General features: G+C 68.9%; 21 protein-coding genes. 3 read left to right on the top strand and 18 right to left on the bottom strand.

Features of this window, described 5'->3' with window-relative positions; all coding sequences use genetic code 11:
* Window positions 1–11: 11 nt before the first annotated feature.
* From feoB to CKCBHOJB_RS04125, 6 genes are all read right to left on the bottom strand, one after another.
* Window positions 12–1,982, bottom strand: a complete 1,971-nt coding sequence (gene feoB, locus CKCBHOJB_RS04100; RefSeq protein ID WP_281050761.1) for a ferrous iron transport protein B — start codon at window positions 1,980–1,982, stop codon at window positions 12–14.
* 130 nt (window positions 1,983–2,112) lie between these two features.
* Window positions 2,113–3,291: a DUF1513 domain-containing protein gene (locus CKCBHOJB_RS04105; RefSeq protein ID WP_281050762.1), complete on the bottom strand. Its 1,179-nt coding sequence runs from the start codon at window positions 3,289–3,291 to the stop codon at window positions 2,113–2,115.
* 91 nt (window positions 3,292–3,382) lie between these two features.
* Window positions 3,383–5,557, bottom strand: coding sequence for a TonB-dependent siderophore receptor (locus CKCBHOJB_RS04110; protein WP_281050763.1), 2,175 nt, complete (start codon window positions 5,555–5,557; stop codon window positions 3,383–3,385).
* Between the two features lie 232 nt (window positions 5,558–5,789).
* Window positions 5,790–7,256, bottom strand: a complete 1,467-nt coding sequence (locus tag CKCBHOJB_RS04115; RefSeq protein ID WP_281050764.1) for an efflux transporter outer membrane subunit — start codon at window positions 7,254–7,256, stop codon at window positions 5,790–5,792.
* A 9-nt stretch (window positions 7,257–7,265) separates the two neighbouring features.
* On the bottom strand, window positions 7,266–9,203 hold the full coding sequence (locus CKCBHOJB_RS04120; protein ID WP_281051609.1) for a MacB family efflux pump subunit: 1,938 nt from the start codon (window positions 9,201–9,203) through the stop codon (window positions 7,266–7,268).
* A gap of 110 nt (window positions 9,204–9,313) precedes the next feature.
* Window positions 9,314–10,615, bottom strand: a complete 1,302-nt coding sequence (locus CKCBHOJB_RS04125) for an efflux RND transporter periplasmic adaptor subunit (RefSeq protein ID WP_281050765.1) — start codon at window positions 10,613–10,615, stop codon at window positions 9,314–9,316.
* Window positions 10,616–10,923: 308 nt separating this feature from the next.
* Between CKCBHOJB_RS04125 and CKCBHOJB_RS04130 the strand changes: the two genes are divergently transcribed.
* Window positions 10,924–11,922, top strand: a complete 999-nt coding sequence (locus tag CKCBHOJB_RS04130; RefSeq protein WP_281050766.1) for a cytochrome-c peroxidase — start codon at window positions 10,924–10,926, stop codon at window positions 11,920–11,922.
* 164 nt (window positions 11,923–12,086) lie between these two features.
* Window positions 12,087–12,503 (top strand): Fur family transcriptional regulator, encoded by a 417-nt coding sequence (locus CKCBHOJB_RS04135; protein WP_281050767.1) that lies wholly within the window; start codon window positions 12,087–12,089, stop codon window positions 12,501–12,503.
* Between the two features lie 98 nt (window positions 12,504–12,601).
* On the opposite strand, the gene CKCBHOJB_RS04140 is transcribed toward CKCBHOJB_RS04135, so the two are convergent.
* The 10 genes from CKCBHOJB_RS04140 to CKCBHOJB_RS04185 form a co-directional block, all read right to left on the bottom strand.
* A complete protein-coding gene (locus CKCBHOJB_RS04140; protein WP_281050768.1) occupies window positions 12,602–13,024 on the bottom strand; it encodes a biopolymer transporter ExbD in 423 nt (140 codons plus the stop codon).
* A complete protein-coding gene (locus tag CKCBHOJB_RS04145; protein ID WP_281050769.1) occupies window positions 13,024–13,797 on the bottom strand; it encodes a MotA/TolQ/ExbB proton channel family protein in 774 nt (257 codons plus the stop codon). Before CKCBHOJB_RS04145 ends, CKCBHOJB_RS04140 begins: the two co-directional genes overlap by 1 nt.
* A gap of 2 nt (window positions 13,798–13,799) precedes the next feature.
* Entirely contained in the window at window positions 13,800–14,492 is a 693-nt protein-coding gene (locus CKCBHOJB_RS04150; protein ID WP_281051610.1) for an energy transducer TonB, read from the bottom strand.
* A 262-nt stretch (window positions 14,493–14,754) separates the two neighbouring features.
* Window positions 14,755–15,234: a bacterioferritin gene (gene bfr / locus CKCBHOJB_RS04155; protein WP_281050770.1), complete on the bottom strand. Its 480-nt coding sequence runs from the start codon at window positions 15,232–15,234 to the stop codon at window positions 14,755–14,757.
* Window positions 15,231–15,470, bottom strand: a complete 240-nt coding sequence (locus tag CKCBHOJB_RS04160; protein ID WP_281050771.1) for a (2Fe-2S)-binding protein — start codon at window positions 15,468–15,470, stop codon at window positions 15,231–15,233. The genes bfr and CKCBHOJB_RS04160 overlap by 4 nt, the downstream gene beginning before the upstream one ends.
* A gap of 47 nt (window positions 15,471–15,517) precedes the next feature.
* A complete protein-coding gene (locus CKCBHOJB_RS04165; protein WP_281050772.1) occupies window positions 15,518–15,724 on the bottom strand; it encodes a hemin uptake protein HemP in 207 nt (68 codons plus the stop codon).
* A gap of 215 nt (window positions 15,725–15,939) precedes the next feature.
* Window positions 15,940–16,296: a hypothetical protein gene (locus CKCBHOJB_RS04170; protein WP_281051611.1), complete on the bottom strand. Its 357-nt coding sequence runs from the start codon at window positions 16,294–16,296 to the stop codon at window positions 15,940–15,942.
* An 82-nt stretch (window positions 16,297–16,378) separates the two neighbouring features.
* Window positions 16,379–17,578 (bottom strand): porin, encoded by a 1,200-nt coding sequence (locus CKCBHOJB_RS04175; RefSeq protein WP_281050773.1) that lies wholly within the window; start codon window positions 17,576–17,578, stop codon window positions 16,379–16,381.
* Window positions 17,575–20,025, bottom strand: a complete 2,451-nt coding sequence (locus CKCBHOJB_RS04180) for an EAL domain-containing protein (protein WP_281050774.1) — start codon at window positions 20,023–20,025, stop codon at window positions 17,575–17,577. The genes CKCBHOJB_RS04175 and CKCBHOJB_RS04180 overlap by 4 nt, the downstream gene beginning before the upstream one ends.
* A 32-nt stretch (window positions 20,026–20,057) precedes the next feature.
* The gene (locus CKCBHOJB_RS04185; RefSeq protein ID WP_281050775.1) at window positions 20,058–21,440 is read right to left on the bottom strand and encodes a malonyl-CoA decarboxylase; all 1,383 of its coding nucleotides are present in this window, start codon (window positions 21,438–21,440) and stop codon (window positions 20,058–20,060) included.
* Between the two features lie 223 nt (window positions 21,441–21,663).
* Here CKCBHOJB_RS04185 and CKCBHOJB_RS04190 point away from each other — a divergent pair, with 223 nt between their 5' ends.
* On the top strand, window positions 21,664–22,047 hold the full coding sequence (locus CKCBHOJB_RS04190) for a two-component system response regulator (protein ID WP_281050776.1): 384 nt from the start codon (window positions 21,664–21,666) through the stop codon (window positions 22,045–22,047).
* Between the two features lie 10 nt (window positions 22,048–22,057).
* Here the strand turns inward: CKCBHOJB_RS04190 and lgt are convergent, their stop codons facing one another.
* Window positions 22,058–22,852, bottom strand: a complete 795-nt coding sequence (lgt, locus tag CKCBHOJB_RS04195; RefSeq protein ID WP_281050777.1) for a prolipoprotein diacylglyceryl transferase — start codon at window positions 22,850–22,852, stop codon at window positions 22,058–22,060.
* A gap of 69 nt (window positions 22,853–22,921) precedes the next feature.
* Complete coding sequence (locus tag CKCBHOJB_RS04200; protein WP_281050778.1) at window positions 22,922–23,614, bottom strand: YceH family protein; 693 nt, start codon at window positions 23,612–23,614, stop codon at window positions 22,922–22,924.
* Between the last annotated feature and the right edge of the window lie 31 nt (window positions 23,615–23,645).

Raw genomic sequence — 23,645 nt, forward strand, 5'->3', positions numbered from 1 at the left:
TCGCGTGCTCCTCAGAAGATCAGCCGCAGGCCGTGGTTCAGCAGGCCGCCGACGAGGAAGGCGGTGGGGATGATCATCGCCAGCATCAGCGCGGCGACCTTCACGCCCTGTTCCTTGACGATCATCATCAGGCTGGCGATGCAGGGCACGAAGAGCGTGATCGTGACCATGCCGACCACGGCCTGGATCATCGACAGCTCGCTCTGCAGCGCAAACAGGCCGCTGGCGCCGAAGTCGCGGCGCAGGAAACCCATCACGAAGGCCGCGCTGGCCTCGGGCGGCAGCCCCAGCCAGCCCACGACCAGCGGCTCGCCGGCCTCGATGATCCACGGCAAGGCGCCGCTGCGGTCGAGCCCGAACATGATCAGCGTGCCGATCAGGAACAGCGGGATCACCTCGATCAGGTACCACTTCAAGCGACCGCCGGTCTTCTTCAGCACGTTGCCCAGTACCGGCATGCGCATCGGCGGCAGCTCGGTGACCAGCGGCACGCGCCGCCCGGGCACCACCTTGCTCGCCAGCCAGCCGGTGAATAGCAGCACGCCGACGATGGCGGCGACCCAGATCACGGTCGCGGCGAAGGAGATGCCGCCGAGCAGGCCGAGCACCACGCCGAGCTGCGCCGAGCACGGGATCGCCAGCGCCATCAGGTAGATCGTGATCAGGCGCTCGCGCGGGGTGTGCAGGATGCGGGTGGTGAGGGTGGCCATGGTCACGCAGCCCAGGCCGAGCACCATCGGCAGCACCGCGCGGCCGTTCAGCCCGATGGCGGCGAACATGCGGTTGGCGATCACCGACAGGCGCGAGAAGTAGCCCGAGTCCTCGAGCACGCCGAAGGCGAGGAAGAAGGTCGTGACGATGGGCAGGATCAGTGCCAGTGCATAGGTCATGCCCATCGTCCACAGGCCGTATTCGCCGACGATCAGATCCGCCAGCCAGGGTGTGGCGATGTGGCCGCGCACGAACTCGGTGACCGCCGGGTTCAGCACCTCGCCGAAGAAGTCTTCCTCGAGCAGCCCGACCAGGGTGCTGGCGCCGAAGTCGCCGACGAAGAGATAGACCAGGTAGAGCACGCCGAGCAGCATCGGCCAGCCCCATACGCGGTGTACCGCGATGCGGCCGAGCAGCATCGACAGCGTGCGGTCCTTGCCGCCGGCCTGCTGGGTGACGGTGCGTGCGAGCGCCTCGGCCGCGCCCCCGCGTTCGCGGGCGAGGCGTGCGGGCAGCGAGTCGCGGCCGATGGCGGCGGTCAGCGCGGCGAGCGCCGCACGCACCGGCTCGCTGCCCGGCTGCGCGGCGAGCCAGGCGTCGACCTCCGGATCGCGGCCGATGGCGAGGATGGCCAGCCCGCGCGCGGCCAGGCGCGGGTGCGGGCAGTGGGCGAGGATCAGCGCTTCGACGCGGGCGATGTCGCGTTCCAGCTCCGGGTCGTAGCGCAGCAGCGGCGCCGGCAGGGCGGCGCGCGGCAGCGCGTCGGTGAGTGCGGCGACACCTTCTCCACCCGTTGCGATCGTCGCCACCACCGGCACGCCGAGCGCCGCGGCCAGTGCTGCGGCATCGACCGTGACCCCGCGCGCCCTGGCTTCGTCGGTCATGTTCAGCGCCATCGCCATCGGTACCCCGAGTTCGGCCAGCAGCGTGGTGAGGTTGAGCGTGCGGCGCAGGTTCTTGGCGTCGCCGACCTGGATCAGCGTGCGCATGTCCTCATTGAGCAGCGCGCGCATGGTGGCGCGCTCGTCGTCGCTGCGCGAGGGCAGGGCGAGCACGCCCGGGGTGTCGAGCAGCGAGGCGTCGCGATCGAAGCGCGGGGTGGCGCGCGAGACCTCCACCGTGGTGCCGGGGTAGTTCGACACCGTGACATAGGTGCCGGTCAGGCGGTGGAACAGCACCGACTTGCCGACGTTGGGGTGGCCGACGAGGGCCAGGGTGCGCAGGGCGGCTGAAGGCAGCGACGACGCAGGAGGCGAAGAGGCGCAGTCCATGAGGCGAGGGTGTCCGAAGAGGCGGAGAGGGCGGGCGATGGGAAGAATGATAATAGGTCGCGTTAAAGCTTTTTCTGATAAAGCTCAAGCGCGCGTGCGGGCGGTGGGGGCGGCTCACCGCCCGCGTTCCTCAGGCGGACACCGCGACCCAGTGGTTGTCGGGTGCGATCTCCACCGGCCAGCGCAGCAGCACGGGGTCCCGCTGCGGGTGCCAGAAGCCGAGCCCGCGCGGCGAGCCGATCAGGCTGGCGTGAGTGCCGTCGAGCGGGAGTTCGGCGAGCGCACCGGCCTTGTTGAGCTCGGCGATCACCTCCAGGCGTTCGGGGGCGACAGGATGCCAGCGTGTCACCCGGTGGCTGCGCTCGGCGGACAGGTAGAAGCCGCCGTCCATGCCGGTGGCGATGTCGCCGCAATAACCCGCACCGACGGTCTCGCGGCTGGGGATCTCCAGCGTGTCGCCGTTCCAGATTGCGAGGATGGGCGCGGCGGCGCGCTCGGCCGGATCCTCGTGTTCGGCCTGCAGCGCGACACCCACGAGCGCGCGGCCATCCGTCGCGGGCGCAGCGCCGAGCGCGAGGTGGCGCAGGCTCAGGCGCTTGTCCTTGAGCCACCACTGGCCGAGGCGCTCGCCGCTCTTCGGGTCGAGCCGAACCAGAGAGGAATCCATGCGCTCGAGGTCGCGCTTGCGGTCGCCGGCGGCACGGAGGATGCCGCCGTTGGCCACCACCAGCTTGCCCTCGGCATCGAACAGCAGTTCGTGCGGCTCGATGCCGCGGGTCGGGAATTCCGCCTCCTTGCGCAGGGTGTCGCGCCGGCGCACGGCGATCCAGCCGTGGGTCGAGCCGGTTTCGGACTCGGTGGTGTATAGCCACTCGCCGCTGGGGTCGAGCACCGCGTGGCCGTTGAGCGTGCGGCCGCTCCGCTCGTCCTCGAGCTCCTGGCGGGCAAGCACCGTGCCGTCGGCGGCGCAGCGCATCAGCCAGGGGCCGGGACGGTTGGCGCAGACGAGAAAGCCGCCGTCGCGGTCGGGCAGCAGGCCGTGCACGCGGTCGGGTACCGCGACCGCGCTGCGGATGCGGGCGATGCCCGCCTGCCAGTCGGGAACGAGGAGGCCGACGTAGTCGGTCGCGCCCTGGGCGGCGGCGCCGCGCGAACTGCCGTCGGGGGCAAGCTCGTGCAGGCTGCGCCAGGCTGCGATCAGATGTACGGAATCCGGCATGGCCGGCGTGCCGGCGGCGAGCAGGGTTCTCGGCAGCAGTGCGAGCGGCAGCAGGCCGGCCGTGGTGCGCAGGAATTGGCGTTTGTTCATGGCGAGAAAGCGGAAAGCGTAGTGGGCGCCGGAAGGGCATGCGGCCCGGCTGGGGCGCATGGGCCCGGGCCGGGCCCATCGGGTGGAAGGATCAGAACTTGTATTCGCCGGTCAGGATCACGGCACGGCCGGTGCCCGGGATGGCGAAGCCACCCTGGTCATACACCGCGTCGTAATAGACCTTGTCGAACACGTTCTTCACGTTCAGGCGCGCGGCCCAGGTCTTCTGCTCGTAGGCCAGCATCGCATCCCAGCGCGCGTAGCCGGGCGCGGTGTTGGGCGAGAACCTGCCATCGATGAAGTTGCTGCCTGCATTGGCGGCGGTCGGCACGTAGGCATAGCGGTCGCTCTTGGCTTCCACGCCACCGCCGATCTTCCAGCCGCCGCCCAGCGCGTAGGTCGACCACAGGTTGAAGGTCAGCTTCGGCGTGTTGCGCGGGCGCTGTCCCTCGAGGCGCGGATCGGCGTCCGGCGCGATTTCGAGGATCTCCGCATCCAGCAGCGAGAAGCCGCTGAACACCTCCCAGTCTGGCGTGACCCGACCGGCGACCTCGAGCTCGAAGCCGTCGGTGCGGCGCTTCTTCGTCAGGATCGCGGCAGTGGATTCGAGGTCGGTGTTGCGCTCCCAGTCCTTGTCGGCGCGATACAGCGCCGCGCGCAGGGCGAGGTCGCCCTCCATCAGCATCCACTTGGCGCCGAGCTCGGTGACCTTGCTGCGCTCGGCGGGGAAGGCGCCGCCGGAGAGCTGGTAGAGGTCGGCGGTCGGGCTGAAGGAGTCGCTGTAGCTGATGTAGTAGTGGGTGTATTCGGTCGGATGCCAGGACAGGCCGGTACGGATGCTGGTCTCGCTGAAGTCGAGTTGCGGTGAATTGACGCTGGAGTACTCGGCATCGAGCGAGTCGTGCCGTGCGCCCAGGGTCAGCTTCCAGTTCGGGACGAACTCGATGGTGTCTTGCGCGTAGAAGGCCAGGGTGTCGCCCTCGTAGGTGATCGCCGGTGCCGAGGTGAAGGCGCCGGGTCGGTAGAATCGTCCCGTGCCCGGGTCCAGATCCTGCAGGCTCCGGCGGCTGGAGTCCTCCTTCAGGTATTCGACGCCGGCGAGCAGCTCGTGCTTCATGCCGAACAGGTCGGCGCGCGCGGTGAGGTCGGACTGCAGGGTCAGGTTCTCGGTCTCGGTCTGGCGCACCTTCGCGCTGCCGGTGCTGCCGTCGAAGCTCGGCGCATCGGTTCGATTGGGCGCCTGCGCCCAGTAAACCCGCTCGTAGTTCGCATGGCGAAGCTGGGTGCGGATCTCGGCCTGCGAGGACAGCTTGTGCTGGTGCACCAGCGAGGTCATCGAGGTGTCGCTGTCGTCGAAAGTGTTGTTCGTGCCCCAGAAGGTGTCTGCCGAGAAGTTCTGCGTCGGGCGTTTGGTCGCCGGATCGAAGGAGATGCCGTAGTCCGGGTTGTCGCGCGTCTTCAGGTAGTAGTGGTTGAAGGTGAATTCGTTGTCGGTGAACAGGCCGGTGACCAGGCTCAGGCCCGCACCTTCGCGGTGGATCTCGGGCTCGGCACCGTCGGCCGGGTTTCTGCGCCAGCTGCCTTCGTCGCGCTTCATCACGTTCAGGCGCACGGCGGTGGTGTCGCCGAGTTCGCGGTTGAAGTCCCCGGTCACTTCACGGTAGTCGTCCGTGCCGACGCTGCCGGTGATCTTGCCGCGGTTGCCGAGCAGCGGGGTCTTGGTGACCTGGTTGATCACGCCGCCGGCCTGGCCGCGGCCGAAGAGCATGGCGGCCGAGCCGCGCAGCACGTCGATCTGCTCGAGGTTGAAGGTCTCGCGGTTGTACTGCGCGGTGTCGCGGATGCCGTCGAGGTACATGTCGCCGAAGGTGTAGAAGCCGCGCAGGTTCATGTTGTCGCCCGAGCGACCGCCTTCGGCGGCGTTGAACGACAGGCCGGAGACGTTGCGCAGCGCTTCCTTCAGGCTGCCGACCTGCTGCTCTTCCATCAGCGCGTTGGTGACCGTGGTCACGGCCTGCGGGATATCGTGCGGGTCCTGCAGGACCTTGCCGACGCGGGTGGCGGTGGCACGGTGGCCGTCCTGCGGGGCGTCTTCGGTCGCCTGCACGGTGACGGCGGGCAGGGTGGTGGTCGGGGTGGTCTGGGCGTGAGCGCCGAGCGACATGCCGGCGAGCATCAGGGCGCCAAGCGGCAGCAGGGGGTGTGCGCACGGACGTGCTTCGGACGGGCGTTCAGCGCTGCAGCGCTGCACGGGAGGGGCTTTCATCGAGGCGAGTCTCCGGGGTTCGGGAAGTCATGAGTGGCTGGCTTCCTGCATGCGGAGTGCGCCCGGGCGCGCGCTTCAGGTGGCTGGCTGATCGAGCGCGCAAGTATTGCAGTAATGCAAACAATTCGCAATAAGTTTTAGATTGACTCCGGGATTCGGCCTGCCCGCGATGTGCCGGTCCTGCTGGTGGCGGGCGCTTGCTCCGGGAGGGCTGCTCAGGCACCGCCCTCGTTCAGTTGCCAGGTTGTCCGGAGCTTGCGACAGTGCCGGCGTGAGCCGATCGTGCGGCGGCGTTGGCGTTGGCGTTGGCGTCGACGCCGATGCGATGCGTCCACCCGCCCCCCAGCGCCTTGTACAGATTCACCGCGGCGGTGAGCCGCGCCAGGCGCAGTTGCGCGAGCAGGTCCTGCGCCGAGAACAGGGTGCGCTGGACATCGAGCACGCTGAGCAGGCTGTCGGCGCCTTCGCGGTAGCGCAGTTCGGCCAGGCGCAGGCTGCGCTGGGCTTCGGCGAGGATCTCGCGCTGGGCGGCTTCCTGGTTGGCGTCGCGGGCGCCATCGGCGAGCGCGTCCTCGACTTCCTTGAGCGCGACCAGGATGGCGCTGCGATGGGTCTCGACCAGTTCGCGCTGGCGCGAGCGCTGGATGTCCACCTCGGCGCGCAGGCGGCCGCCGTCGAAGATCTTCTGCACCAGGCTGGCCGAGATCGACAGCGTGCGCGTGGTGTCGGCCAGCGACAGCAGGGCGTTGCTGCCGATGCCGGCCCCGGCCGACAGGCTGACGGCGGGCAGCAGCGCGGCGCGGGCGGCGGCGATGTCGGCGGCGGCGGCGGCGAGGCGGGCTTCGCCGGCGGCGAGATCGGGGCGGCGCAGCAGCAGCTCCGACGGCAGGCCGGCATCGACGCCCGGTACCTGCAGCGCGGCGAGGCGTTCATCGTCGGGGAAGGCGGTCTGCGGATTGCGCCCGAGCAGGATGGCGAGCGCGCTGCGCGTCTGGCGCAGCTGCACTTCGAGCGGCTCGATCGCCTTGCGCTGGGTGAGCACGGTGCTGCGCTGCTGGCTCAGCTCGAGCGCCGAGGCGGCGCCGTTGTCGTAGCGCGCCTGCACCACGCGCAGCACGCGTTCGGCGATGGCGAGGTTCTGACGGGCGATGTCCACGCGCTCCTGCAGCGCCAGGATCTGGAACCAGGTGGTGGCCACGCTGGCGCTGATCGACAGGCGGGCCGCGTCGTGGTCGAAGCGGGTGGCGGCGAGGCTGGCACGGCTGGCGTCGACGCCGGCCGCGATGCGGCCCCAGAGGTCGATCTCGTAGCTTGCGCCGAGGTCGATGCTGGTGGAGCCGGATTCGTCGCCATCGACATTGCGGGTGCCGCTGCCGCCGCCGAGGTTCAGCGCGGGGAAAAGCGAGGCGCCGGCCTGACGCAGCGCGAGCTCGGCCTGCACCACGCGTTCGGCCTGGATGCGCAGGTCGGGCGCAGCGCTCATCGCCTCGGCGACGAGGGCGTCGAGCTGCGCGGAACCGAAGTCCTGCCACCAGCTGTCGTGAATGGGGGCGATGGCTGCCGGCGCCGTCTCCGCCCACTGCGCCGGCAGCGGCTGCCCGGGGCGGACGACGGGCTCGGTGAGCGCGCAGCCGGCGGAGAAGACGAGGAGCAGCGTGGCGGGCAGCAGGCGGGTGCGCAGGACGGGGCGGGCGGACATGGGCAGGATCTATTCGGAGGCGAGGGCAACCACCGGGTCGAGGCGGGCGGCCTTGCGCGCGGGCAGGTAGCCGAACACCAGGCCGGTGAGGAAGGCGCAGCTGAAGGCGAGCACCACCGGGGGCAGCGAGTACTGCACCGCGGTGCCGAAGGCGGCGATGGTCGCGGCGCTGCCCAGGCCGACGGCGACGCCGATCAGTCCGCCGACCGCCGACACCACCAGCGCCTCGATCAGGAACTGCTGCAGGATGTTGCGCGTGCGCGCGCCGGTGGCCATGCGGATGCCGATCTCGCGGGTGCGCTCGGTGACCGACACCAGCATGATGTTCATCACGCCGATGCCGCCCACCAGCAGCGAGATCGCCGCCACCGTGCCGAGCAGCACGGTCAGCGTGTTCTGCGTCTCCGACACGGTGTCGATCACCGAGGCCATGTTGCGGATCTGGAAGTCCTCGACGCCGTGGCGGGCGAGCAGCAGCGCACTCACCGCGGCCTGGGTGTCGTCGATCAGCGCCACGTCCTCGACCGCGATCGTGACGTTGCGCAGGAAGCGCTGGCCGGTGATGCGCAGGCTGCCGGTGGTGAAGGGCACGAAGACGATGTCGTCCTGGTCCTGGCCCCAGGGCGTGGCGCCCTTGGGCGTCATCACCCCGGTGACCTGGAAGGGAATGTTGTTTACCAGGATGAACTCGCCCACCGGGTCACGCCCCGGGAACAGCGCATTGGCCACGGTCTGGCCGAGCACCGCGACCGTGGCGTAGCGTGCCTCGTCCTCGGCGCTGAAGAAGGTGCCGCTCGCCGGGGCCCAGTTGCGCGCGACGATGTAGTCGGCCGAGGTGCCGTTGACGCTGGTGCGATGGTCGGTGTTGCCCGCGCGCACGGTGATCGTGCCGCCCTGCTCGGGTACCGAGGCGAGCACGTTGGGCAGGGCGGCGATCGCCTGCACGTCCTCGACCACCAGCGTGGCGGGGGCGTCTCGGCCGCGGGTGTTGGGGGCGCCGGGGCGCACGGTGAGCAGGTTGGTGCCCATCGCGCTGACCTGGTCGATCACCTTCTGCTTGGCGCCGTCACCGATCGCCAGCATGGCGATCACCGAGGCCACGCCGATGACGATGCCGAGCAGGGTGAGGATGGCGCGGAACAGGTTGGCGCGCAGCGCACGCAGCGCGGTGCGGGTGGCCTCGAGCACGTCCGACAGCGGGGAGCTGCGGTCGACGTGGGGGGCGAAGTCGGGCTCCGGTCCTTGCGGCAGGCGCGGCCCGGGGTCGGACACGATGCGCCCGTCGCGGATCTCGATGATGCGCTGCGCCTGTTCGGCGACCTCGCGCTCGTGGGTGATCAGCACGATGGTGTGGCCGGCGGCCGACAACTCGTGCAGCAGCTTCATGACCTCGGCGCCGCTCCGGCTGTCGAGCGCACCGGTGGGCTCGTCGGCGAAGATGATGCGGCCGCCGTTCATCAGCGCGCGTGCGATCGACACCCGCTGCTGCTGGCCGCCGGAGAGCTGGCTGGGGCGGTGGTGCACGCGTTCGGCCAGGCCGAGCGTGGCGAGCAGCTGCTCGGCGCGCTGGTGGCGCTCCTCGCGCGGCATGCCGGAATACACCGCTGGCACCTCGACGTTGTCGCGTGCGGTGGCGCCGCCGATCAGGTTGTAGCTCTGGAACACGAAGCCGAAGGCCTCGCGGCGCAGGCGCGCGAGTTCGTCGCGGTCGAAGCCGGCCACGTCCGCGCCCATGAAGCGGTAGGTGCCGCTGCTGGGACGGTCGAGGCAGCCGAGGATGTTCATCAGCGTCGACTTGCCGGAACCCGAGGCGCCGACGATGGCGACGAATTCGCCGGGAAAGATCTGCAGGTCGATGCCGTGCAGAACCCGGGTCTCGACCTCGCCATTGAGGAAGCTGCGGGTGATGCCCGCGAGCTCGATCAGCGGTGTGCTCGCGCCCGGCATGTCGGCGCGGTCCTGCGCCGAACTCGCGCTCACGGCGCGCGCGCTTGGTGCCGCGTCGGGTCCGTGCGCGTTGGCGTTGCCGTCGAAGGGGGGCGGGAGGGTGTCCAGCTTCATAGCCGCGGCGTCATCTGCGGCCGGCCGTTGCCGCTGCCCACGACCAGGCCGGAGACCACACGCTCGCCTTCTGCCAGGCCCGACAGCACCTGGGCCTGGACGCGATTGGAGACGCCGAGCTCGACCTTGCGCTCCTCCACGCCTCCGCGGCCGTCGTCCACCTTCACCGTGCCCTGGCGCGTTGCCCCGCCTGCTGCCGCGCCCGAGCCGCGGCCCTGGCCACCCTGGCCCGTGCCGCGGCTCGCGCCTGTGCCGCTGCCGCCAGCGCTCCCCGCCGTCGCCGGGGCAGCCGACTGCGGCGTGCGTTGCGCACCCTGGGCGAGCGCGGCCATCGGCACCAGCAGCACGTCCTGCGCCTGGGCAACGATGAAGAACACCTGCGCGGTCATCTGCGTCATCAGCCGGCCGTCCGGATTGGGCACGTCGAAGAGCGCGTTGTAGAGCACCACGTTGTTGGTCACCGTCGGCGTGGGTTCGATCTTCTCCAGCCGGCCCTCCCAGCGCTTGCCGTTGCCGCCCAGGGTGGTGAAGTAGGCGTCCATGCCGAGCTTCAGGCGGCTGACGTCGGCCTCCGAGACCTGGGTCTGCACCGTCATCGTCGTCAGGTCGGCGATGCGCATCACCACCGGCGCCTGCTGGTTGGTGTTCAGGGTCTGGCCCTGGCGCGCGGTGATCGACACCACGGTGCCGGTCATCGGCGACAGGATGCGCGCGTACTGCAGGTTGGCCTCGTCGGCACGCAGGGTGGATTCGATCTGCTCGATCTGCGCGCGCAGGGCGTCGAGCTGGGCGTCGGCGGACTGCGCCGAGGCCTCGGCCGTCTGCAGGCTCTCCTTGGTGGTGGCGTCCTCGGCCATCAGCGCGCGCTGGCGGCGCAACTGGATCTGCGCCAGCGTGAGCTGGGCCTCGCGATCCTTGAGCTGGGCGCGCAGGTTCTTCAGTTGCGCGCGCGAGGCATCGACGCGGGCCAGGTAAACGGTGGGGTCGATGTCGGCGAGCAGGTCGCCGGCCTTCACCGTGTCGCCGACCTCGACGTGGATCTTGCGCAGCTGCCCGGAGACCTGGGCGCCGACATCGACGTAGTCGCGCGGCTGCAGTGTGCCGGTCGCGGTGACCACGTCCTCGACGTCGCCGCGCTGCACGGCGGAGAACTGATAGCCGCCGTTCGGGTCGCGGCTGCCGAAAAGCTTTGGCCAGGCATACCAGCCGCCGGCGAGCAGGGCGGGAACGAGGATCAGCAGACTGCGCCGGCCCCAGTTCGGGCGCGCCGGTCTGCGCGGGGGAGGGGTGGTGTTCATGAGCTTCCTGGTGGCTGCTGCCCGGGCGGCAGCGCCGATTGATCTGCGGACTCAAGAATAGCGGCTTCGGCCGCGGCGGCGTTGTATCGGAATGCAGCATGCAATCGACTCGGGCGCCCGACAGGAGACTGCGATGCCTCGGCTTGGTTCAGCCTGGATAGTGGTAAACGTTGACCTTGGTCAATATTTACCGCCTTTAGACGACGTCTAATTCATGCCGGAGGCGAGGAGAAATACAAGGCCTGCCGCGGCACACAGGACCGCCAGGCCGCTGAACATATTTCGCTGAGCAAGCAAGGAGAAGCGTCATGACGAAGATGAAGGTGCTGGGTGTCGCGGTTGCACTGGCCGTTGCCGGAAGTGCGTGGGCGGCCACGGTGCGTGATGAGCCGATTCAGCCGATCGAGGCGGCGCAGGTGTCCGATCCGGGCAAGGTCGAACTGGGCAAGAAGCTGTGGTTCGAGCCGCGCCTGTCGATGTCGGGGATCATTTCCTGCAACAGCTGCCACAACCTGTCGATGGGCGGCACCGACAACCTGAAGACCTCCATCGGCCACGGCTGGAAGGCCGGCCCGGTGAATTCGCCGACGGTGTTCAACTCCAGCCTCGCGATCGCCCAGTTCTGGGACGGCCGGGCGGCCGACCTCAAGGAGCAGGCCGGCGGCCCGATCCAGGCCGGCGTCGAGATGAACATGCCGCACACCCTGGCGGTCGGCATCCTGCAGTCGATCCCGGGCTACGTCGCCGAGTTCAAGGCGGTCTATGGCAAGGACAAGATCGACATCGACATGATCACCGACTCGATCGCCGAGTTCGAGAAGACCCTGGTCACGCCCAACGCGCGCTTCGACAAGTGGTTGAAGGGCGACGACAAGGTGCTGACCGAGAAGGAGCTCGCCGGCTACACCCTGTTCAAGGAGAGCGGCTGCGTGGCCTGCCACAATGGCCCGGCGGCCGGCGGTACCTCCTTCCAGCGCATGGGCGTGGTCGAGCCGTACAAGAGCAGCTCGCCCGCCGAAGGCCGCTCTGCGGTGACCGGCGTCGATGCCGACCGCTTCAACTTCAAGGTGCCGACGCTGCGCAACGTCGAGCTGAGCTATCCGTACTTCCACGACGGCGAGGCGAAGACGCTCGAGGAAGCGGTGGACATCATGGGGCGCCTGCAACTCGGCCGCACCTACAGCAAGGACGAGATAGGCAGCATCGTCGCCTTCCTGAAGACGCTGACCGGCGAACTGCCGCAGATCGCAATGCCGCACCTGCCGCCGTCCAGCAACGACACCCCGCGTCCTGAACCCTTCAAGTAAGCGCTTTCGGGGGATACCACGCGCATGCGCCGCCGTCCGGTGGCGCGTGCCGTGGCATGCACTGCGACGAAAGTCTATTGACGTCGGGGCTGGACCGGGTCCAGCATTCGGACATGGACCAGATGAATCCCACGTTCGATGCCCCTGCTGCCGTGCCGACTGCCATGAAAGCCTATTCCTCCGCCGATGCGATCGCCTGTCTGCGCAGTGCGGGCGTGCCCGTCACCCACCAGCGCATCGAGATCGCCCGTGTGCTGTTTTCGGCACCGGTGCACCTGTCCGCCGACCAGATCTGGGCCAACGTGCGCGAGCATTCGCCGGACGTGTCGCGGGCGACGGTCTACAACACGCTGCGCCTGTTCAGCGAGAAGCATCTGGTACGCGAACTCTTCGTGGATCCGCAACGCATCGTGTACGACTCCACCACCTCGCCCCACTTCCATCTCTACAACATGGACACCGGCGAGGTCCGCGACCTGGCCGACGACGAGTTGCGCATCCTCGGCACGCCCCGCCTGCCGGAGGGCACCATGCTGCAGGAGATCGACGTGATCGTGCGCGTGCGCAACCGGCAGGACTGACCCGCCCGCGGCGCCGGCAAGCGGCGCCGGGGTCACGAACGAAGAGGGCGCTGCACCGTTGCAGCGCCCTCTTCGTTTTCGTCAGGCGCCTCGGCGCCTCACTGCGTGGTTTCGGGCACGGTCACGAAGCCCATCTTCTCGATGCCGGCGGTGCGCGCCTTGGACATCACGTCGGCGATGGTCTCGTAGCGGGTGTTGCGATCCGCGCGCAGGTGCAGCTCGGGTTGCGGCAGCTTTGCCGCGGCTGCGGCCAGGCGGGCCGGCAGCGCCACCGCATCCACGCCCTCGTCGTTCCAGTAGATGCGGCCCTCGCTGTCGATCGACACCGACACCGTCTCGGGTTTTTCCTGGGTGGGATTGCTCGAGGCCTGCGGCAGGTCGATCTTGACCGAATGCGTCAGCAGCGGCGCGGTGATCATGAACACGATCAGCAGCACCAGCATGACGTCGATCAGCGGGACCATGTTGATCTCGCTCTGCAGGGGGCGCGCGTCGCCCTGGTTGAATCCGCCGAAGGCCATCACGCCGCTCCGTGGCTGCCGGCAGGGCTGCTGCGCGCGACGCGGAGCGCGGCCTCGTGCTGACCGGCGGTGCGCGGGGTCACCGCGGCGATGCGGGCACCGGTCGAGAACCAGGCGTGCAGGTCGTGGGCGAAGGCGTCGAGCTCCGAGAGCTCGAGGCGGTTCGCGCGGGTGATCGCGTTGTAGGCGAGCACCGCCGGAATGGCGACGAAGAGGCCGAAGGCGGTCATGATCAGCGCCTCGCCGACCGGGCCGGCGACCTTGTCCAGCGTGGCCATGCCCGAGACGCTGATGTTCACCAGCGCGTGGTAGATGCCCCACACCGTGCCGAAGAGGCCGACGAAGGGCGCGGTCGAGCCGATCGAGGCGAGCACGGTGAGGCCGGATTCGAGCGCGGCGGTCGACAGCGCGATCGACTTGCGCAGCGCCCGGGTGATGACCTCGTCGGCGTCGAGCTTGCCGCCGAGGGTGTCGTTCCGGGTGTGGCGACGGATGTGCTGGGCGGCCGCGGCGCCCTGCTGGGCGAGCGCCTCGAAGGGCGAGTCGGGCGCGGCTTCGGCGAGCAGCTTGAGGCCGGCCTCGAGATCGGGCGCGCGCCAGAAGTTCTCCACCGCGTCGCCGTGGCGGCGCGCGCGCAACTGGCGCAGCGCGCGGGTCAGGATCAGGTACCAGCTGGTGATCGACATCACCAGCAGGATCACCGCCACGCTGCGGATGATGGTGTCGGATTGGGCCCACAGGTGGGCCAGGCCGAAAGCCTGCGAACTGTCCATGTTCAGTTTCCTTGCAGTTTGAAGACGATGGGAACGAGGACCCAGGCCTCGATGGGGGTGTCGCCCCGGCGTGCCGGAACGAAGCGCCAGCGCGCGACCGCCTCCTGCGCGGCGCGGTCTAGGCGCTCCGAGCCGGAGCTGGTGCGCAGCTCGATGCGGGCAGGTTGCCCTTCCGGCGACACCAGCACGCGCAGCATCACCTGGCCTTCCTCGCGCAGCCGGCGTGACAGCATCGGGTAGGGCGGGCGCGGGTTGTTGAGGTAGGCGGCGTCGAAGCGCGCGGCCGTGACCGCGGCGGCGGCCGGCGCAGGTGGGGCAGCTGCGGGAGCGGGGGGCTGCGGGGCGGGCGGTGCCGGTTCCGGCGCGGCTTCGGCCGGGGCGCTGAGCGCGCTCGGCGATTCGGTGACCCGCTCCGCTTCCTTCCTGACGGCGGGTTTGGGCGTCGGCTTCCTGGGCGCTGGCTTGGGCGGTGGCGGCTCCGGGCGGCGGACCTCGGGCGGTAGCGGCGTCGGGATCGGTGGCGCGGGAACGGGTTCCGGCACCGGTGCGGGAGCGGGTTCGGGGGCCGGGCGGGCGACCGGCTCGGCTTCGATCAGTGCGACCTGGATCGGCACGATCTCGGGCGGAGTGGCTTGCTGGCTGCCGAGGTGGACGAGGGCAGCGAGACCCGCCAGATGGGCACCGGCCACGATCATGGCGAGCAATGCACGTCGTGTGGGCGAGCCCCGCAGGTTCATCGGTGAGCGCGGATTCGTCACCGGCGCGCCGAAGGCGGTCTCCGTACCGGCGTGCCGGGAACCGGAGAGGTCGGAGGCTGTGAGCGGTGGCGCGAGCGGGGAGGGGACGGGTGGCAAGGCCTGAACTGCTGGATGCATCGGTGCGGAGGCAGGGAGGCTGCCTCCGCGGAGGCAGCGTGTGGGTCGAAATGGGAACGGCTCGGGCAAGGAGCGCGCGGAATCAGGAGGCGCTCGGCTCCATCTGCGACTGCAGGTAGTTCTGCAGGCCGACACTCTCGATCAGGCCGAGTTGTGTCTCCAGATAGTCGATGTGCTCTTCGGTATCCTCGAGGATGTGCTCGAACAGCTCGCGCGACACGTAGTCCTTGCAGGATTCGCAATACGCGATCGCCTCGATCAGGTTCTCGCGGCCGCCGAGCTCGAGCTTGAGGTCGCCCTGCATGGCTTCGGGCACGTTCTCGCCGATCAGCAGCTTGTTCAGGTTCTGCAGGTTGGGGAGGCCTTCGAGGAAGAGCACGCGCTCGATCAGCATGTCGGCATGCTTCATCTCTTCGATCGATTCGTCGTACTCATGCTTGCCGAGGCGATCGAAACCCCAGTTCTTGTACATGCGTGCATGCAGGAAGTACTGGTTGATCGCGGTCAGCTCGATGGTCAGCTGCTTGTTGAGGAACTGGATGACCTTCTTGTCGCCTTTCATGTCGCCTCCAGGATGATTGGGTAAGAGGGCGTCAGGCCCGTGGATCGCAGCCCGTTGCCTGCGTGCGGCGCCTGGTCTGCGCATACGCGCAGACAATCCCTTGCACAACGCGCGCAACGACCACACTCGGCAGTGACGCCGAGCAGTTGCCGCAACTCGCGAAGGGTGCGGATCCCGTCGTCGATCGCCTTGTGGATCTGCTTTTCGGTGACGGCGTTGCACACGCACACATACATAGTCTAGCCCTCTTGCCGGAATTTGGCCCCTTGGTCCGGGCGGGAATCTACTTGGTCAGGATCAGCTTGCCGTTGCGCGTCGCGCGCAGGACATAGCGGGCGCCCTCGTGGATGATGGTGACCGCAGGCTGCCCGCCGAGCAGCTGGTCGCTGTCCAGGGCGGATGCCGGTGTGTTCTGCCTGCCTTCGTCGCTGGCGCTGATCGCCCCGGCGCACGCGGATTCGATGTCGTTGCGGGGTTCAAGCTCGGTCATTTAAAAAGACGGTTAAAAACAAGAATGATTCGTATTAAAACACAATTGCCTACGCTCGGCAATGCGGGGCCTACGGCTTCGAGGCCAGCCTTGCTTGCGCACGATGAAGGAGATTCCGAGGGTAAGGGTGCAGCGTTCGCGTCCGCGCCGAGGCTGCGTCGTTTGCCGCGAATCCGGGGGCGCCTGCGGGCGCGCGCTGACGCCGGAACGCGCGTTCAGTCGAGCGTGGACAGGATCAGCAGCTCGGGATTCCGTGCGGCTTCGATCGGAAGGTAGCCGATCGCGCCGGGTGTCGACAACACGATGCGCCGGGCATCGTCCTCGTCGGCGGCTTCCCGTGGGGGCTGGGCCCGCCCGGTGAAGACCAGCCGCGACCAGTAGGCGCGGATCTGGCTGGGATTCTTGCGGGTGAGCTGGAGGTAGAAGCGGTCGCGGACCGGGCCGGCCGGCAGGTCGACCAGGGTGACCGCGCGTCCGTTGGGCAAGGTGGCGCGACGTCCGAGGTAGAGCTGCTCGGCGCTTTCGCGGTCGAGCTCGGTGATGCCGCCCTGGCGCGCCGACACGATCGCCATCGTCTGCGCCTGGGCGGCGCACGACAGCGCGAGCAAGACCAGCGCGAGGAGCGCAGCCCGCAAGCCGTGAGGGAAGGCGCGTTCAGAAAACGACATCGATCGAGATGCTCATGAGATTGATTGACTGGCGGTCCAGCCCCGGCACGAAGGGGTTTCCGCGCGCGATGAAGGTGCCGTATGCACCGGCATCGGTGCGCACATGGGCGAGCTCCGCCTTGATCGCGGTGTTCTGACGGACGTCCCAGCGCAGGCCGGCGGTGATACTGCGCTGCGCCTGATTGCGCGAACGGTTGAAGCCGTCGATGAGGGCGAGTTCGGTCGGGGTGTTGCCCGCGGCGGGATCGACCAGCGGTTCGTCCTGCCACTGGCGTGCGAGGCCGAGGTAGGGGGTTAGGCTGCCGAAGCGTCGCCCCACCGCGAGGTAGGCGGCGGTGGAGCTGTTTGCGAAGGCGTCGGCGGTGCTGTGTGCCAGTTCTGCACTGACGAGCCAGCGGCCGTCGTCCCATTGCAGGCCGAGGGAGCTGAAAGTCGCGTCGGCGCCGGTGCCGCTCAGCTGCGCCTGCAGTGCCGGGGGCAGCGGGGCGACCAGGGCGCGGTACTCGGACGAGGTCCGGTTCACCGCGAGATTGGCGCGTGCGTAGCCTGCGCTCAGGCTCAGGCGGCCGGTCTCGACGGTGAACCGGATGCCCATCAGGTCGTCCAGCCGTGCGCGTCCGCCGCCGATGACCGGCACCCGGCTGCGACCGGCATAGGGGTGGAGTTCGACGAAACTGGCGCCGATCCGGGTCCGGTACAGGAGGTCGATGCCGTCGAGGTCGGCGAAGGGATTGAGGCCATAGACCTCGACCGGCGGACGCACCCAGATCTGGCTGTAGTTGATGTCGGCGGTGTCCGACAGCATGAAGAACGGGCTGCGCAGGCGTCCGGCGCGCAGCGTCAGCTCATCGGTCAGGGCATGGCTGAAGAACGCCAGCGCGGCACGCGGATCGTAGTCGCCGCGCTGGGTTTCACGGGTGACGAGCTGGAGCACGGCGGCGTTGCGGTCGCCGAGGCGCAGGCCGGCCTGCAGGCCGAGCACCGAGTCGGGGCCGAAGTCGGCCTTGTCGCCGCCCGGTGCGTCGATACCGATGCGGGCGAACTCGAGCCGGTCCGAATCCGTGTAGACCACGCCCGCGGTTGCGAAGCCGGAAAACTGCCACGCGGCGCCCGTCTCGGCCGCAGCCGTCAGCGGCAGCGCGGGCAGGGCCGCGAGCACGAGCCTGGCCAGTAGGTGCAGCTTCATGAGCGGGATCCCCTGAAGACCTGGGTCAGCCGGGCGATGGTCGTGGCGCGATCGACCGGCCGCGAGAACAGGTAGCCCTGGCCATAGTCGCAGCCCATCTCGCTCAGGATCTGCAACTGGTCTTCGTCCTCGATGCATTCGGCGACCACGGTCATGCCGAGGTCGTGGGCAAGCTCGATGCTGTGGCGAACGATGGCGCGAAGGCGTTCGTCGTGCCTGATGGAATGGACGAAGGAACCGTCGAGCTTGACCTGGTTGCACGGCATCGTGTGCAGGTAGCTCAGGGTCGAATAGCCGGTGCCGAAGTCGTCGATCAGCACGTCGATGCCTGCGGCGCGCAGCGCGTGCAGGGTGTTGATGGCAGGACCGTCCTGGCGGGCGAGCACGCTTTCGGTGACCTCGAAGCGTATGGCGTTGTGCGGCAGCCCGCTGGCATCGATCGTGGCCAGCAGCTCCTCGGCGAGCTGCGGCCGGGCGAGCTGGCGGGCGGACAGGTTCACGCTCACCCGCAGTGGTGCGCCCTTCGGCAGTTGTGGCGTCCACTCGCGCAGATCGGCGCACACCTGGGCGAGCACGACCATGCCGATGTCGTGGATCAGATCCAGCGTTTCGGCGAGCGGGATGAATTCCGCCGGCGGCAGCAGGGAGAGCGTGGGGTGCTGCCAGCGCACCAGGGCCTCGAAGCCGGTCGGCTGCCGCGTCCCGAGATCGACGATGGGCTGGTAGAACACCGTCAGCCCACCCGTCTTCAGCGCGGCGCGCAGCTCGGCCTCGATCTGCAGCACGCGCACGGCCTGGGCGTGCATCTCGGCATGGAAGAACTCGATCGACGCGGTTTCGCTGCGGCGGGCCTTGTGCAGCGCATTGTCGGCGTCGCGCAGCAGGGATTCCGCATCCTCGCGGTCGTTGTCGCTGAGGGCGACGCCGACCCGGCAGCGCGGATGCAGGACCTGGTCGGTGCTGCTGGGGGCGAAGGCGGGCAGGGCGACCAGGCCCTCGCAGATGCGCAGGGCCTCGATCGAACCGTCGACGCCGTTCAGTAGCACCGCGAACTGGTCTCCGCCCACCCGCGCACAGACGTCCCCCTGGCGCATCAGGGAGGCGATGTGGGCCGCCACCCGGCGCAGGAGTTCGTCGCCTACCGCGTGGCCGTAGCTGTCGTTGACCAGGCTGAAACGCTCGAGGTTGATCGCGAGCACCGCGAGCTGACGGATGTCCCCACGGCGGTGCTGGGCCAGGGCGCGGTTGACGTGCTCGATGAACATGGCGCGGTTGGGCAGGCCGGTGAGGCCGTCGTGCAGCGCGTCGTGCACCAGCTGCTCCTCGGCGCGCTTGCGCAGGTTGATGTCGCCGAGCGACCCCGCCATGCGGAAGGCGCGCAGATCCTCGTCGCGACTGGCCACGCCGCGCATCAGCACCCAGTGGTACTCGCCGCTGGGCAGACGGACACGAAACTCCACCATGAACTGCGAGCTGTCGCCTTTCAGGTGGCTGATCATGCGCTGGCGGTAGGTCTCGACCTCGTGCGGATGGATGAAGTCGAGGAAGGCCTCGGGTACGCTCGACATCGAACCGGGCGGCACGCCGAGGATCTGGCAGAAGCGGTCGGAGTAATACACCGTGCCCGCGCGCAGGTCCCAGTCCCACAGACCGTCGTTGGCACCGCGCAGGGCCATCGCATGGCGCTCCTCGCTGGATTGCAGGCGCTCGGCGGTGTGCTGAAGCTCGGCCACGCGCTGCTGCAGGGTGGCGGCCATGATGTTGAAGTGGCGCGCGATCACCGCCAGTTCGTCATGGCCGTGCGCCCGGACCCGGTAGTCGAGGCGTCCGTCCGCGATCGCCTTGCTGCCCTCGAGCAGACGCTGCAGATTGCGGGTCAGGAAATAGCCGATGGTCGACAGCAGGATGAAGGTGAGCGCGATCTCGACGATCGCGATCACCAGGCCCTGCTCCATGATCGCGCGCCGCGCAGCGGCCAGCACCGAGACGGATACCCCGAACTGCAGGATGCCGACCTCGTTCCTGGCCAAGAGCAGGGGACGGCGCACATGCACGACCTCTCCCGCACTGACCACGCCTGCGAGGAAGCTCTTGCGGTGCTCGCTCGGTTCGGGCAGATGCGCCATGTAGGGCAATCCGGCCGATACGAGGAGGCGGTCGCCCGGACCGGCGATGCGGACGTAAACGAGCCCTTCCTCCGCGTCGGCGAGCAGTTCGCCGAGAACGTCCTGGAGCACGTCGAAACGCTGCTGCTCGCCATAGGCGGTCGCCATCGCGTGGAGCATGCTTGCGTTCTGGGTGATGGTGGTATCAAGGCTGGCCGACACCGCGTTGTTCATCAGGCGCATGCTGTTGGCCAGCAGCAGGCTCAGCAGCACGACCTGTACCGCCGTGCTGGCGAGCAGCAGGCGGACGCGGATCGATGAGTGGCGAAAGGGAAACAGCATCGGATGGATTCGGCGACGGGGCGGGTTCGGGATCAGCGGCGCGCGAGTCGGCGCACCGCGGTGGAGGCCGCGATCCGGCCCTCGCTCGCGAAGTTCTCCAGGTTGGCTTCGATGTCGTCGGGATCGTACAGGTAGTTCACCATCATCCCCCAGGACTGCTTCAGTCCTTTCTCGGACTTGTCCGCCAGCCAGTCGAGACGCTCGACGCGGGCGCCATTGCCGAGATGGAAGCGGGCGACCGGGTCGACCGGATTGTCGCCGCGGCGCGCCTCGAGCAGGTAACGCGCAGCCAGGCGCAGCAGCGGTTCGCGCAGCGCCGCACAGATGTCCTCGTCCAGCGCCCAGGCGTTGTCGCCTTCGAGCATGGCGGCGAGGATCGGTGCGTCCGTCCCGGTGATGCCGAGCGCGGCGAGGCGCTTCCAGTCGGCCGGCGTGATCGCGCCGGCGAACTCTTCGGGGTTGCGCTGCACCCAGCGCACGAGGCCGGGGATGGGCGACAGCGTGGCGAAGGTCTTCAGGCGCGGGAAGTCGCGCTTGAGGTCGTCGATCACGCGCTTGAGCAGGAAGTTGCCGAAGCTCACGCCGCGCAGGCCCTTCTGCGTCGCACTGATCGAATAGAAGATCGCGGTGTTCGCCCGGCTCGCGTCGGCGAGCGGCGCCTCGATGTCGAGCAGGCGCTGCACGTCGTCGGCGATCTCCTCGAGCAGCGCCACCTGCACGAAGATCAGCGGCTCGAGCGGCATGCGCGGGTGGAAGAACGCATAGCAGCGGCGGTCGGAGTCGAGCCGGTTCTTGAGATCCTTCCATGAGCGGATCTCATGCACCGCCTCGTATTCGACCAGTTTCTCGAGCAGCGCGGCGGGCGAGCTCCAGGTGATGCGCTGCAGCTCGAGGAAGCCGACGTCGAACCATGCCGACAGGCGGGTCTCGAGTTCGCGGTCGAGCGGCTTGAGCAGCGGATCCTCGGTGATGAAGCGCAGCAGGTCGGCGCGCAGGTCGACCAGGAACTTGACCCCCTGCGGGATCGCGTTGAACTGGGTCAGGATGCGCAGGCGACGCGAGCGCATCGCGGTGCGCAGGCGGGCCTCGGCGTCCCACTGGGCGGGCGTGCCGACCGCGGCCTGGTAGGCCTCGTGGGCGCTCGCCACCTGCTGCGGGTCCGGGCCGAAGCCATGGGCGATCAGCTTCAGGAAGGCGTGTCGGCCCGCGTCGTCGAGGCGCAGGTAGGTCTCCGCCAGACGGGCCGCGCGCTGACGGGTGGATACCTCTCCGCCGCGTCCTTCGGCGCATTCCTGCAACTGGACGCGGATGCGCTCCAGATCGTCCGCTTCCGGTGGCTTGCCGAAGTGCGTGGCACTGGCTACCAGCTCGCGCACCTTGTTCAGCCCGCGAGATACCAGTCCTGCCCCCGCCATCGTGTCCTCCTGCCCGATTCAGCTTAGATATTTTGTTGCGATCATAGCTCTCTTTGGGCACAAGCTAGCGCGATCTGTTTCCTGCCCATGTGCGAATTTCACGCATGGTGTGCAATATTCCGCACCCCCTGATCGTGCTTGTGCGCCGTGCCTCGATATGCCATCGTGAATCCGGAATGCGATTGTGCATGCCCGTCACTCGACACGGGCGCGGGCGCGGGCGATGAGGGCCGATGGCGAGATGTCGCTACGATTGCTGGTGGTGATTCCGGAGGGGGAGGGTGCGGTCGAGCGCGAGCTCGCCGGCACGCAGTCGCCCGCGCTGCGGGTGGTCGGCCGAGCGTGCTCCGAAAGCCAGGCATTGCAGAGCTATTTTCAGTGCACCCCGGACGTGGTCGTCCTCGACTGCCGGGTCGCGCCGGCGGAGCCGGCGCGGCTCGTCGGCCTTCTCAAGCGGGTGGCGCCCGGCAGCTGCATCGTCGCGCTGGTGCAGGCGGAAGACTCGGTGGCCGCCTCGGCCGCGCGTGCGCTCGGTGCGGATGCGATCGGGCTGCTCGCCGAGCTTCCCGTCCTGCTGGGGCGCCTGTCCGCCGCCGATGCGGTCTGAACCCGCCGTCTCAGCGCGGTGCGCGCCGCGCGGCGGCTGCCAGCATCAGGCCGCCGACCGCCATCATCGGTACGCACAGCCATTGCGCGGTCGACAGTCCGAGCGACAGGGTGCCGAAGATGCCCGGATCGGGGGTGCGGAAGAATTCGGCGACGAAGCGCAGTCCGCCGTAGCCGATCAGGAACACCGCCGATACCGCGCGCAGCGGCCGCGGGCTGGCGGAGTAGAACCACAGGATCAGGAACAGCAGCAGGCCTTCGCCCGCGGCCTGGTAGAGCTGTGAGGGGTGGCGCGGCACCGCGTCCACCCACGGGAACACCATGGCCCACGGCAGCTCGCCGTCCACCGGCCGGCCCCACAGCTCGCCGTTGATGAAGTTGCCGATCCGCCCCGCGGCCAGCCCGGTCGGCACCAGCGGCGCGATGAAGTCGGTGACCTGCCAGAAGCCCTTGCCGTGGCGGTGGCCGTACAGCCACATCGCCGCCAGCACGCCGAGGAAGCCGCCGTGGAAGCTCATGCCGCCCTTCCACACCGCGAGGATCTCGCCCGGGTTCGCAAGGTAGTAGCCGGGCTGGAAGAACAGCACCTCGCCCAGTCGTCCGCCCACGATCACCCCGATCACGCCGTACAGCAGCAGGTCGTCGATCGCCTGCGCGTTCCATCCCAGTTCCGGGCGGCGGCGGGCATGCGCGCGCCCGAGGACGACGAAGAGCACGAAGGCGAGCAGGTACATCAGGCCGTACCAGCGCACCGAGAGCGGGCCGATGGAAAGGGCGACGGGGTCGAACTGGGGGTGGATCAGCATGGAGATGTGTGGTGGAGGGCGTGAGGAGGGCGCGCCGCCCTGCCGGGCGGCATCCTTGCCGGCCAGGCGTCAGTCGAACTGCTTGCGGAAGGCCGCGAACTCGTTGCGCAGCGTGTCGAGGTCCTCACGCAGACGCTGCAACTCGTCCTCGAGTTCCGCAATCCGTCCGCGTCCGCCGCCTGCGCCGCCCCCGGCGGACTGCGCCTCCGCCATCTCCTGCACCGCAGCCTCTCCGCCGAGCAGATGCACGTGTCGGGTCTCCTTGGTGCCGGGCGCGCGCGGCAGGGCCGCCGCCAGCGGCGGGTACTTTTCCGCCAGATGCTCCAGCACCGCCTCGACCGCGGCGACGTCCTCGAAGCGGTGCAGGCGCTCGCAGCGCTGGCGCAGCTCGCCGGCGGTCTGCGCGCCGCGCAGCATCAGGATGGCCAGCACCGACTGTTCGGCCGGCGGCAGCGAATGGCGCAGGCGCACCAGGTGCTCGTACTTGGCGACGCGCGCGCTGGCCTGGTCGCGCTTGGAGACCAGGCGGCGGGCGATCAGGCTGTCGACCGCGGCCTGCACTTCGGCCTCGCTCAGGTTCAGGACCGGTTCGCGCGCGGTGAGCTGGTTGCAACCGGTGGTGATGGCGTTGATCGACAGCGGGTAGGCGTCGGGGGTGATGAAGGATTTCTCGATCAGCACGCCCAGCACCCGGATCTCGTTGGCGTCCAGGTCGAAGCCGGCTTCCTTGTCCGTGGCGGCAGCGGGGGTCGGGTCGTGCATGGGCTCTCCTGGCGGGTGACGAGACTGCGGA

The sequence above is a fragment of the Thauera sp. GDN1 genome, assembly GCF_029223545.1.
GTDB lineage: Bacteria > Pseudomonadota > Gammaproteobacteria > Burkholderiales > Rhodocyclaceae > Thauera.